At 62.9% G+C, this 12,688-nt stretch carries 7 protein-coding genes; all 7 read right to left on the bottom strand.

All coding sequences use genetic code 11. The features are described from left to right. Positions 1 to 67: 67 nt before the first annotated feature. The 7 genes from CEW89_RS04200 to CEW89_RS04170 all read right to left on the bottom strand — a co-directional run bounded on the left by CEW89_RS04200 (position 68) and on the right by CEW89_RS04170 (position 12,450). Positions 68 to 553, bottom strand: a complete 486-nt coding sequence (locus tag CEW89_RS04200; RefSeq protein ID WP_066709095.1) for an Hcp family type VI secretion system effector — start codon at positions 551 to 553, stop codon at positions 68 to 70. 21 nt (positions 554 to 574) lie between these two features. Next, positions 575 to 2,068 (bottom strand): type VI secretion system contractile sheath large subunit, encoded by a 1,494-nt coding sequence (tssC, locus tag CEW89_RS04195; RefSeq protein ID WP_066709093.1) that lies wholly within the window; start codon positions 2,066 to 2,068, stop codon positions 575 to 577. Between the two features lie 52 nt (positions 2,069 to 2,120). Next, the gene (tssB, locus tag CEW89_RS04190; RefSeq protein WP_096805010.1) at positions 2,121 to 2,672 is read right to left on the bottom strand and encodes a type VI secretion system contractile sheath small subunit; all 552 of its coding nucleotides are present in this window, start codon (positions 2,670 to 2,672) and stop codon (positions 2,121 to 2,123) included. A 96-nt stretch (positions 2,673 to 2,768) separates the two neighbouring features. Further along, positions 2,769 to 4,289 carry a type VI secretion system ImpA family N-terminal domain-containing protein gene (locus CEW89_RS04185; protein WP_096805009.1) on the bottom strand — a complete coding sequence of 507 codons (1,521 nt, stop codon included), beginning with the start codon at positions 4,287 to 4,289 and terminating at the stop codon, positions 2,769 to 2,771. 54 nt (positions 4,290 to 4,343) lie between these two features. Beyond that, positions 4,344 to 5,690: a type VI secretion system-associated FHA domain protein TagH gene (gene tagH, locus CEW89_RS04180; RefSeq protein WP_096805008.1), complete on the bottom strand. Its 1,347-nt coding sequence runs from the start codon at positions 5,688 to 5,690 to the stop codon at positions 4,344 to 4,346. Positions 5,691 to 5,751: 61 nt separating this feature from the next. Beyond that, the gene (locus tag CEW89_RS04175; protein WP_066709461.1) at positions 5,752 to 6,339 is read right to left on the bottom strand and encodes a DUF6931 family protein; all 588 of its coding nucleotides are present in this window, start codon (positions 6,337 to 6,339) and stop codon (positions 5,752 to 5,754) included. A 327-nt stretch (positions 6,340 to 6,666) separates the two neighbouring features. Continuing rightward, complete coding sequence (locus CEW89_RS04170; RefSeq protein WP_096805007.1) at positions 6,667 to 12,450, bottom strand: hypothetical protein; 5,784 nt, start codon at positions 12,448 to 12,450, stop codon at positions 6,667 to 6,669. Between the last annotated feature and the right edge of the window lie 238 nt (positions 12,451 to 12,688).

The raw sequence follows: 12,688 nt of genomic DNA, 5'->3' as shown, positions 1-12,688 counted from the left end.
AGCAGTTCAGGAAGTCGATGCGCCACCCTGTAAAGGATGGCGCATGACAATCTTCAAACGAATGGGATTACACCGCTTCGTTTTTCGCGATGTCGAAGCCCGCGGTGCCTTCCGGACCTTTGGACCCGTCGGCTTTTTGCGACGCGTAGGTCACTTCGTATTTGGCGAAGTTCAGCGTCACGGTTTCCATCACACGGTCCATGCCATCGCCGGAACCGCCGGTGGTGTAGGACGAGATGATGATGTCGGTCATCTTGATTTTGAAATATTCGAGCGGCGTGCTGCCGGCCTTGCGAACGATGAGCTCACCTTCCGCAATATGCAGACCGGAGGCACAGGACTTCAGAAGTTCGTGCGTCGCCATGTCGACATATTTGGTCACGGTCAAATCCTGCACATTGACCTTGCCGGAGCCGCCGCCCGGGCCGAGGTGGGTGGTGCCGGACTGGGACATGCCCCAGGACCATGCGGTCACATCAATCGAGCCCGCGTGCACTGCGTCCACGGATTCGCCTTTAATTTTGTCGAGAATGAGAAAGATATCGACAGCCATGTCAGTTTCCTTGGTTAATCATTACTTAGCTGGCGGGATTTTGGACACGAGGCTCATCCCAATGTCCATTCCCTCCATCTGGAAGTGCGGTTTGAGGAAGAACTTGCCCATATAATATCCGGGATTGAGTTCGTCCTCGACCACGTCAACCCTGGCGGCAGCCAGAGGTTTCTTCGCCTTTTCACGCTCATCGGCATTTTCCGGGTTGAGCGTCACATATTGATCGATCCAGCTTTGCAGGTTTTTCCGGATCTGATCCTTATCTGCCGACGAACCGATTTGATCTCGGATCATTGCCTTCAGATAATGGCTGAAGCGAGAAATCGCGAACATGTAAGGCAGGCGCGAGGACATGTTGTCCGATGCGGTCGCCTCCGGGTCCACGTATTTCTTCGGCTTGTACAGCGACTGGCCACCGAGGAAGACGGCTTTGTCGCTGTTTTGACGGTGAATGAGCCCCAGAAGGCCCACTTTCGACAGCTCGCCTTCGCGGCGGTCGTCGATCGACACTTCGGTCGGGCATTTGAGATCGGTCTCGCCCGCGCCGGTGTCGAAATGGTGTGTCGGCAGCTTGGTGACTTCGCCGCCGGACTGAACGCCGCGGATGCGGACGGTCCAGCCGTATTCCTTGAACGCCCGGTTGATGTTCACGGCCATCGCATGGGCCGCGTTCATCCAGGAGTATTTCTCGCCCTTGTGGCCGTCGGTGTCCTCGACGAAGTTGAACTCTTCGACGGTCATGGTGCTGTCCGGACCATAGGGTTCGCGGGCCAGAACGCGGGGCAGGGTCAGCCCGAGGAAACGGGCATTCTCGCTGTCGCGCAGCGAATTCCAGCCGGCATAGTCGGAGGCCGTGAACAGGTCCTCGATGTCCGGTGGATTGGCGATGTCGTTCCAGCTCTCAAGGCCCAGAAGGCGCGGACCGGCGGAGGCGATGAAGGGCGCAAGCGCGGCTTCGGCGATCTTCGACACCGAGCTCAGAAGCGCCACATCGGCGGAAGAATGATCGAAATAATAGTCGCCCACGATGGCGCCGATGGGCGCACCGCCCAGGGTGCCGATCTTGCGCTCATAGATCTGGCGATAGAGCGGCGAGCGGTCCCATTTGGCGCCCGGATAGCGTTTCATCATCGAGGCCAGCTCGGATTTCGAGGCGTTCATCACCTCGACCTGGAGCGAGGCGCCGGTTTCCGAATTGTTGACCGTGTAGGCCAGACCGCGCCAGGAGCTTTCGAGTTTCTGGAACTCTTCGGCATGCAGGATCTCATTGACCTGCGCGCTCAACTGTTGGTCGAGCCCGGCGATCATCGCCTGCAACGTGTCGATCACGTCATCGTCGACGATGGTCTGTTCGGCAACGGCCGTCTGAACCACGGTGGCCAGCGCGTTGTCGATGGCTTTTTCAGCCCCCTCCGTCGTCGGATTGATCGTCTGTTTCAGAATGGCGGAGAAGTCTTCAAGTTCGCTCAGCGCGGACTTCTCTTCTCCCGATGCGACCTGGGCTTCTTCTGCCAATTGTCACGCTCCCTGTAAAAATGCGGCGCGCCGGGGCGGCCGCATGCGATTGTCACTCTTCCGGTGTCTCGGTCGCTTCCGCGGCCTTGCGGGCGTCCGCTTCCGCTTTCGCCTGAGCGGCGAGCACCTTGAGACGTTCCGGGTCGTTCAGAAGTTCCTTGATCTGCTCCTGAGCCTTCGGTTTCGAGGTCATGTAGAGCAGGAGATCGGCAAGCTGCTTGCGCGCTTCGAGAAGCTCGTTGAGCGCCGGAACCTGTTTCGCGATCTGCGCCGGTTCGAAATCGTCCATCGAGTTGAACCGAAGCGTCACACCGAGTTTTTGCCCCTCGCCGTCCTTCAGCTTGTTCTCGACCATCATGCTGAGGCCCGGTTTGACCTTTTTCTGCATGTAGCTGTCGAGCGTGGAATTCGTCACTTTTTCGAATTCGCGCTGATCGACAGGCGCTTTCTCGACGCCGGGAGTGTTGCCCGACAGATCGCTCATCACGCCCATCACGAAAGGAAGCTCGACTTCCTTCTGCGAGTCGATCGGATCCGTATAGGCGATATGCACCCTGGGCGGACGATTGCGTCGAATGTGTCCGCTGCCCGTATCTGAGGCCATAAATCACTTCCTCCAAAACTTACTACGGGGGATTGAGCCCCACGAAACGCTGTTATGTCAATGCTATAATTGCCCGAACTTCATGAAGCTTTCGCGTCAGACCTGTCGGGGGATCAGTTCGCGCATCAACGATTCGAAGTCCTTTCCGATGTAGGAACGGGCCTTTGTGAGCAGCATCGGGATGGGAGAAGAGCGCTCTACGGCCCGGAAATAGCTCTCGATCGACATCAGTTGCGCCTGTGCCTCCTGCGAAGTTGTCACCGGATAGCGGGCCGCCTCGACCAGAAGCGCGGCCTCGTCGTCGGGATCAAGGGGAACAAATGCGGGGCTTTTCCCCGTCGAAGATGCGGCTGTCGGGGCCGGTGCGGGTGTCGGGGCCGGGCTGGGGGGCGCCGGCTTCGGCGCGGAGCCACCCGATTCGTGCATGCCGAGAATCTCGTCGATCGACAATTTGCGCGGGGCTTCCGGCTCGGGCGTGGGCTCCGGTTCGGGGGCGGTCTCGGGCTCCGGCATCACGGGCGGCGGTGTCGTGACACTCATCGCCTGATCGGAGAGCGCCCGCAAATGGCCGTGACTCAAGCGAAATCCGCTGTCTTCGGCGAAATTAATCGCGGCCCGTGCGGCGGTGTCGGGCATCAGCACCTCGAAGGCCTCAATCAGCGACTTTCCCAAAAGCATGCGCGATTGCGTCACCAGCAACAGCGCCGCGGACGACGGTTCGAAATGCCGGAAATACTGTTCCACCGCGCGCAGACGGGCGGCGGCCTCCTGTTGCGACTTGATTTCGGTCTGCGGCGGGGCGGGGACCATTGCGGGCGCGGCTGCGGTGGCTCCGGCCAGGGGGGCTGCGGCGCTGGTCGCAGGCGCCTCAGAGGCCGGAGGGGCCGCCACCGGGGCCTGGTCGGGTACGGCGGCATCGAGCAGGGCCAGAATATCCGACAACAGGCTGTCGAGCGGTCCGAACTGCGGTTTCGGGCCGCTGGTCACCGTGTCGCTGATGCGGTGCAGGGCATTGCGGAAGCGCTTGAGCACCAACCGCTCTTCTTCGGTTTCATCCTTGGCGAAACTCAGCTCGCGCATCAGCGCGCCCAGATCGACATCCTGTTCGTCCTCGCGCGCGGTCATCTCACCCCGCGCTACGGTCACCAGCCGATAGGTGGTCGGCGTGCCTGCGAGGTTCAGGTGACGCAGCGGTTGCAGCATGGTTTCCTGATGACCCAGGTCGTTGAGCGCATCGAGCCGGTCCGCCGGCCCGTGTTCGAGCGTCGGCAGGACATCGGCCGGCATCTCCGTCATCAGCCCGGCGATCGCCTCGACACTCTCGACACAGGCCTCGAGCTTGCCCGCGAGGATTGCCCATCGCGCCCTGAGTGACAAAAGTCGCAGGTCGCGGCTGCGCTTCAGCAGCGCATCAATGCTTGAGAGTTCGGATTTCAGGTCCACATCCGCAGGGTCGAAGACGGTGGCGCTGTCCATGCCGGGTTTGACATAGGTGATGTCGATCCGGTCGAGGGCGGAGAAGTAGTAGTCGCCATATTCAGCGTCGTCGGCTTCCCAGAGATCGGGACCCGCCGGGCTGTCTCCGGCCAGCGCTTTGCTCACCCAGTCCAGACTCATCTGCCGATCTCCCTCATGCTGCGAATCTCGTCATTTCCGATATCTGCCACTGTGTCACATCCGACGCAGCGCGTCAGCATAATGTCTTGAAAAAGCTTCAATAAAAGCATCCAACATGCCGTTTTCGCCCTTTGCTGCCTTGTCGTCCCAGCGTCGCACGAACTCTTCCCAGAATTTCTTCGACTTGCCGCTGAGACGTCCGCCCTCGGTCGTGGTCTCGATCTCGTCCGGCGACAAACCGTCGAGCATCTCCGCCAGCGCCGGTTGCAGTGCGGCGACCACGGCGGCCTGATGCTGACGAATGTCGGTCAGCGCATTGGCGAAACTGTCGGGCCCGGTCATGTAACCGTCGCGGGGCGTCAGAAACATGGCGGCAAAGGCCATGTCCCGGTCCGGCATGAACTTCATCGGGTTGTTTCCCGAAGCGTTCAGCATGGTGCGCTCTTCCTTGGAAAAGAACATCTTCACCGCCGAGCGATCCGTCAGCATCTTCATGAAGTCGTCGGTGCACATGCGCACGCATTGGCCGAGCATCCGCCCAAGCACCTCCGGCGGAATGTCCGGCACGGCGTGCGGTGACACCCCGGCGCCGTCGAGGAAAGCGGTGAGAAAACGGTCCTGTGTGTCCGTGCCACCTTGGGGATGAGACGGGGGCTCGGGGGCCAGCGGCGCGGCGGGCTGGCCGTAGAAAGGCTGCGGTTCGGGCGGCGTCGCGGGGGCGGAGGGCTCAGGCGCAAAGCTGGGATGGGGCGGCGCATAAGGCTCAGGCGCTGCGGGCATCTCCCAGGCCGAGGGGCCAGAGGGCGGTACGGCGGGCCCGCCATATTGCATGGGCGGGGGCGGCGTCATCGGCGGAACGAACCCCATATCGGGTGTCGGTGGCGCCTGGTCGGGCATGTGCCCGGGCGTTTGCAGCGGCGGCTGTGCCGTGCTTGTGTGATGTGCCGGTGTCTGCGGCATCAGGTCGGCCCAGTCGTCGAGATCGGCCTGATAGGGCGGTACGGAGACACCGGGCACGGGGGCGGGGGAGGCTGCCGTGGCCATCGGGGTTTGCAGCCCGTCATGCACCCCCTCTGTCGCCCCGGCTTCGAGCGTGGCGCGGATGATGTAATGTCCAACCGTATAGCGATCGCCGTCCTGCACCTCATGGGCGCTGTCGAGCCGGTAGCGTTCGCCATGCAGGAAGGTGCCGTTGGCGGAGACATCGGTGATGTAATAGCGCCCGTCGCGAAAGCTCACATCGAAATGGTGCCCGGAGATGTGGCGCGAGGCATCGGGCAGAACCCAATCCATCCCGGCCTTGCGACCGACTTGCGCCGTGCCTCCCGACAGGGTCAGGGTGACCGGCCCCCCGTTCGGCAGAGTGGCGTGGTTTTCGATGCGCAATTTCAGGCTATGCATAGGGTCTTCAAAGTGCTGGGCCTGTCCGGTGCGAGGAAGCGCTCTGACCGGACATGACGTTTCAATAGATTCTGAACAATCCTGCCGCGAGATCGAGGACGCGCGCAAGGCTCACCGAGCGATGATCGAGGCCCAGAGTGGCGATCGAGGACAGAACCGCGACATTCACCGCCTTCGGGGTGCGCCAGAGCGGCACGGACAGCGGGTCGTTCGGGGCCATCGGGCCACCGGACCAGCCGACGGCGAGGCCGAGATAGACGAGGGGAGTTCGCCGCGGTGCGAAAAGCGCGCCCTGCATGGCATGCCAGCGGGTTTCATGGCCGGGATATTCGAGCCATTGCAGCACCGCATTGGCGAGATGGCTGTCCTCGGCAGAGAGGTTGGGCTGGTTCATCCGCACGCAATCGACGCCCCAGGAAATCGCCATCTTCGGCTCGGCGGCGAAAGCGGCATAGGTCACCGCATCTTCCGGCGTGGTCGAACTGCGCAGCCGTTCGAGATACCCCAGCGCATCCTCGTCCTCGCTCGGGCGATGCTTGGTGAAAATCCCCACTTCCGGCATGGTGCGGTAGAGGGCCTGTGGGCTGTCGAAGCGCAAGCTGCGCATGGGGGGCATGGTGTGTTCGCTGTCGAGTTCACTATCCATCATGGTTTCCCTGTCGTCTCGCGCCTCTGTCAAGCGCCGCGTTGCCTTGTTCAATCCGGTCCCGTTCTTCGGGGCTCTCGGAGGTACGATCCGGGGCCGCCGCACCGGATGATCGGTCGCAGAGGCTTGCCGACGCGTTCCGGGCGCTGCCGCCGTGTCTGATCGCTGAATACATCGCTTATCTCGTCAATCGAATACCGTGCAGGGGGGCGTGTCAAACGGTTCCGGGGCAACATGCCGATATTCAGGACGTCGGCAATCGTATCACCCACAGGAAAAACACGTCTTCCCTCAGAGGCGATATGGCCCGCCTGAGCGGGCCACGTCTGATCAGAACTGGATACGGAACTGGCCCGTGATCCCCCAGCTTTCGAGGTTTTCACCCTTGCGCCCATCGAGACGGATGGTGGCGTTCAGCATTTTCGCCGCCCCGAAATCACCCGGCTCCAGCAGGCGGGTGTAGTTCATGCCCAGCGACAACTCGCCATAGGCCCCCAGAGACTCGAGGGAAATATCGCTCGTGTCGCCCACACTGTCGGTATAGGTCGCCAGGCGGTCGTCCGCGAAGTCGTTGTAGAGCGTGAGCGTGCTGAAATAGTTGAGCGCACTCTTCTGATCCGTGGCGATCTTGGTTTTCGACAGCGATCCGCTGAGGAAACCGATTTGGGTTTTGCCATCTTCGAGTTCGAGCACAGAGCCGTTGTCGAAGTTGATCGGATCGGTTTCCGAACTGGTGAAGGAGAACCCGGCGGTCGTCACGAAGTTCAGGCCGCGTTTGTCGATGTCCGGGAAGACATAGCCCATGGAGCCGGAGACGGTGTAACCGGTGTTGTCGTATTCCGCATTGGTCAGCCCGAGATCGGTGCCGTTCGACCCCGCGACAGCGCTGTTGGTCGAGGTGAAGGCGGTGTCTTCCAGACGCAGTTGCAGATCGGCGAAGAAGCGATCTTTTTCTGCCACGACATAGCCCCCGACATAGGTCTGATCGAAATCGGTCTTGGTGCGGCTGACCACGGTGTCGGTCGAGGTCCCGGTGAGGGCGCTGAAGCTGTAGACGTCGTTCTTGGAGGAGCCGGTGTTGACCCCGACGATGCCGCCGAACGAGAGGTTCCAGCCGTTGAAATGGCCGCCGAAGCAGGAATAGTCACCGCCCGCCTGCAACCCGCCATAGTTCAGGCTGAGCGGGCTGGTGCCGCTGCGCCCGGTGCCCACGTCGGTGTAATTGCCGTCGGCATCCGCCTTGCCCCCGGTCGCGCGTGCCCAGCTTCCGAAGCCGCAGGGCTCGTTTTCGCCCGGGTTGAAGCCGGCCACGAAGGCCGAGGTCGGGCGGTTCACCACGGAGCCCACAAGGGACTGGATGAGACCGACCGAGGAGGCCACCGCGCTGACACCGTCGGCGACCGAGCTTTCGATCACGTAGCTGCCGGAACCTGTGCTGGAGTTGACCTTGGTGAGCGAGTACACCAGACCGCCCGAGGTATCCAGTCCGCTGGTGTCGGTCACCGTCAGTGAGGAGGTGCCGCCATAGGTCAGAACCGTGATTCCGCCCGTGTCGATCGTACCCAGGCTGCCGCTGCTGTTGCTGAAGCTGAGGTGGACGTTGCCCGAAACATTGCCGCCGACCGCGATGAGGTCGCCGGTGCTGGAGCCCTCGGAGAGATCGACATCCATCTCCACCGTGCCGTTGATCACCGCGTCGCCGGTGATGTTCAGCACATCGGTGTCGACACCGTTGGCCAGATCCAGCGTGCCGGAGGTGTCGAGCGAGGCAATCGTTGCCGTGCTCGCGACACCGGCTGTTTCGTTGACCAGGGAGGTGGTGCCCCCCGAGGTGTTGGTCAGTCCGACAATCGAGCTGCCGCTGTAAAGCATCAGGGTGCCGGAGTTGGTGATCGCCGCCGAACTGCCTGCCGAGATGGTCAGGCCGGTCTCCACCTGCATGTTGCCCGCGTTCGCGAGGCTGCCGGTCAGCATGAAATCGTCGAACACCTGCAGAGAGCCGCTGTTCAGCACACTCAGGGAGCCATAGACATCGCCGCCCAGCGTCATGTCCCCGCCGTTCTGGATGGTGCTCGTATCGGTATCCGCGCCGAGTACGGCGCTTGCATCGACATCCAGAGAGGCCCCGCTGTCGAGGGTGATGTCGCCAAGATACGTGCCTTCGACCGTGGTCTGCGATCCGTTCTGAAGCGTCGTCAGCCCGGTGACGGTCAGGGTCTCGCCGCTGTCCACGTCAATCGTGCCCGCGGAGGTCAGTGTGCCGTCGATCAGGCCCGCCGCGTCCGTCGTCTCGATCGTGCCGCCTGTCTGGTTGACCACATTGCCGGCCAGATCGCCCGCCAGATCAATGAAACCGCCGCTTTGGTTGGTCACCGTGCCGCCTGCGGTCAGGACCGCACCGTCGTCGATCAGAAGATCGCCCGCGTTGGCCGTCGTACCGGTGACGGCGGAGTCTGCATCGTCCACGGTCACCGTGCCACCGCTCCGGTTGGTCAGGTTGCCGTCGATCTCGCCGGTCAGGGTCACGTCGCCGCTGTTGTCGAGATCGGAGGCCAGCGTCGTGCCGTCAGCGATGTCGACCGTGCCGCTGTTACTGCTGCCACCGTTGACGGTGAGCGTGCCGGAGGTGATGTCGAGCGTCTCGGCATTGGTGAGCGTGCCGTTCACGGTGCCGCCGCCGGTGACGGTCATGGTGCCGCCCGAGAGGTTGCTCGCCGCGCCGACGGAGCCGCCGTTCAGCGCGAAGGTCGAACTGTTGGTGAGCGCGCCCGTGATCTCGCCCGTCGCACCGACGGTCAGCGTGGCGTCCGTGTCGTTGGTGATCCCGCCGGCGCTGTTGAGGGTGCCGTCGACGGTGAGCGTGCTCCCGGCCCCGGTGTTGACCGTGCTGGAAACGGTGCTGGTGCTGCCGTCCGCAAAGCCCATCACGCCGCCGTTCTGGTTGGTCAGGAGACCGCCATCGGTGATCGACCCCGTCGCAGTGACGTCGAAGCTGCCGCCATCGTTGGTGATCGCGTTGCCGCCTGCATCGAGAGCGGCGCCAAAGCTCAGCCCCCCGGTGTTGGTCAGATCGCCGGTCAGTGTCATGTCGCCGGAGACGGTGAGGGTGGCGGCGTTTTCGATGTCCCCGTCGAGCACCACCGAACCGTCGAGATCGGTGGTGCCATTGAAGGTTGCCGCGTTGTCGATCACGATGGTGCCCGCCGAGAGCGTACCGGTGCCGACCGTGGTCACATTGCCCGACGTTGTCAATGTGCCGCTGGTGCCGACGGTGATGCCGTCCGTGGTCAGAGCCAAGGTGCCGGAGTTGTCGATATCGCCGCCCACGGTCTGATCAACCGCAACATTGAGCGTGCCGGAGTTGGTGACATTGCCCGACAAGGTGCCGCCTTCGACTGTCATGCTGTTGGCATTCTCGAGATCGCCGGTGATTTCACCGCCGGTCATGGTGACATTGCCCGTGGTGTTGTCGAGAGAGGCCACGGTGCCGCCGCCCAGTTCGAGCGTGCTGGCGTTGGTGACAGCGCCCGAGGTGCCGCCGGTGATGTCGAGCGTACCGCCCGTCACCGTCGCGCCGCCGGTCAGATCGCCCGAGGAGGTGACCGTGCCGCCGGTGACCGTGGTGGTGCCGGTGACGGTGCCGCTGTTGTCGAAGGTGCCGCCGGAGTTGACCAGCGCGCCGACCGTGCCCGCGTTGCTGGAGCCCGTGCCGGAGTTCGACAGCGTGCCGGTGACTTCGCCGGTGCTCGCCACATCGACCTCGGTGGCGCTGGTGACGTCGCCGTTGACCGTGCCGGAAATGGTGCCTGAGGTGGCGTTCGTGTCGAGATCGACGCTGCCGGTGAGGGTGGCGCCGGAATTGACCGCGAAGGTCCCGCCGTTGATGTCGGTCGTGCCGGTCACGGTGGTGTCGCCGTCGACGGTGGTCGACCCGCCGCTCTGGGTTACGGAGGCCACGGTGCCGCCGCCCAGTTCGAGCGTGCTGGCGTTGGTGACAGCGCCCGAGGTGCCGCCGGTGATGTCGAGCGTACCGCCCGTCACCGTCGCGCCGCCGGTCAGATCGCCCGAGGAGGTCACCGTGCCGCCCGAAACCGTGGTGGTGCCGGTGACGGTGCCGCTGTTGTCGAAGGTGCCGCCGGAGTTGACCAGCGCGCCGACCGTGCCCGCGTTGCTGGAGCCCGTGCCGGAGTTCGACAGCGTGCCGGTGACCGCGCCGCCGCTCGCGACATCGACCTCCGTGGCGCTGGTGACGTCGCCGTCGACCGTGCCGGAGATGGTGCCTGAGGTGGTGTTCGCGTCGAGATCGACGCTGCCGGTGAGGGTGGCGCCGGAATTGACCGCGAAACTGCCGCCGTTGATGTCGGTCGTGCCGGTCACGGTGGTGTCGCCATCGACGGTGGTCGACCCGCCGCTCTGGGTCACAGAGGCCACGGTGCCGCCGCCCAGTTCGAGCGTGCTGGCGTTGGTGACAGCGCCCGAGGTGCCGCCGGTGATGTCGAGCGTACCGCCCGTCACCGTCGCGCCGCCGGTCAGATCGCCCGAGGAGGTCACCGTGCCGCCGGTGACCGTGGTGGTGCCGGTGACCTCGCCACCCGTCAGGGTCGAGGTCCCATCCGTGTTGTTGACCAGCGCGCCGACAGAGCCGTCGTCCATGGTAAACGTGCCATTCGCATCGACGGTCACGGTGCCGGAGATCTCTCCGCTGTTGGCCAAACTGGCCGAACCGCTGGCGGCCGGGCCCACCGTTACGTTTCCGGTGATTGTCGCGCTCGTGTCGTTGGTGACAGAGGCTGCGCCGGTGCCGGTGCTGCTGATTGCGATATTGCCGGTGATCGTGCCGGTGTTGTTGAGCGCGGCGGTTTCGCCGTCTCCTGCGGTGACATTGGTGGTCGTTGCGGTGAACGTGCCGCTGGTGTCGATGCTGCCGTTATTCACATTCACGGTCGTGGCAGAGATTACGCCGCCATGGGTATTGTCGACCGTGCCGTTGACGGTGATCGTGCCGTCCGATGTCAGATTGGCGCTGCTGTCCGCGAGGGTGACCGTGGCGCCGGTTTCGATATCTGTCGATGTGGTAGAGTTGAGCGTGCCGCCATTGGTGCCGTCACCGATGGTGATATCCGCGTCGATGTCGACAATATCGGCGCTCAGGGTGTTGCCATTGAAGTTGACATCGCCGGCATCCGAGGGATTGTCGTCCTGAGTGAAGGTGCCGCCGACCGTGAGATCGCCGTCCAGGTTCAGCGTTGCGCCATCGGTGTTGGTCACATCGCCTGTGACGTTGAGGTCGAGAGACGTCACTGTCATGTCGGCGGTGGAGCCGGTGTTGGTGATGTCGCCATTGACCGTGCCGCCCAGCGAGGCGGTGAAGGCCGATCCGCTTTCATTGGTGATGTCGCCGTTCACGGTCCCGTAGGAGGTGAGACGCGCATTTGTTCCGACCGTGATGTCCCCGGTGAGCACATTGGCCGGGTTGTTGCTGTTGAGATAAGAGTCCTCGGTGACCGCGATGGTGCCGGTGCCGACATCGAGTGTGCCGTCACTGATCGACAGTCTGGTGCTGTCTTCGAGGGTGAAGGAGCCGCCGGAGATGGTCCCGTGAAGAGCGAGCTGGGAGAAAGAGCTCGATGATGTGCCGGAGAGTGTGAAGGCGGTGGAGTTGGCGCTGCCGTCGAGGTCTGTGTTGAAGTAGACGGTTTCTTCGCCGATGATGATGGAGGTGTCGCCATTTGCGGTGGTCAGCGTGTCGCCCTCAACGGTGTTCGAGGATGGACTCAGGATGGTCGAGTCAAATGTCAGGTCATTGACCACCACTGCGCCGCCCGCGCTGTTCACCGTCACAGTGCCAGGGGCCGCCGTAAAAACCGCATCGTCGCCGTCCGACCAGGCTGTCTCGGTGCCGGAAGTGGCCGCGTCATCCCAGTTCGTGCCGCCTGTCGTCCAGGTGCCGGTGCCGCCATCGGCATCGGCGGAGGTGTCTGTCCCATCCCAGTAAAGCGTGTCCGCGCTGGCGATCTGCCCGCCAAGGCCCACCATCAAGGCCAGCGCAGAGGCGGAGGCGATCAGCACTGCACGTTGCTTGACGGAAAAGTTCCCTGAAAATTCATATGGCATAATAGTCCCTATAGTCCCTTCAACGTTCGCGCAGAGACCGAACCTGAGGTCGGCGCGACCAAACTTTTTGACGTGATGCCAGGGCGGAAAGCGAAATTCTTTCTCCCTGACCTCGATACATTTGGCACAAGAATGCATGTGGCGCCCGAAGTGGCAAATGGGTTTTGATGAATATTCGGTAAATATTTTCAGGCTGTCACAGAAATGCGCAATTTGCAGGTCGCTCCGGATCTCGGCC

It is taken from the genome of Celeribacter ethanolicus (genome assembly GCF_002407265.1).
In the GTDB taxonomy this organism is placed as follows: Bacteria; Pseudomonadota; Alphaproteobacteria; order Rhodobacterales; family Rhodobacteraceae; genus Celeribacter; species Celeribacter ethanolicus.
This window is presented reverse-complemented; position numbering and strand designations above follow the sequence as displayed.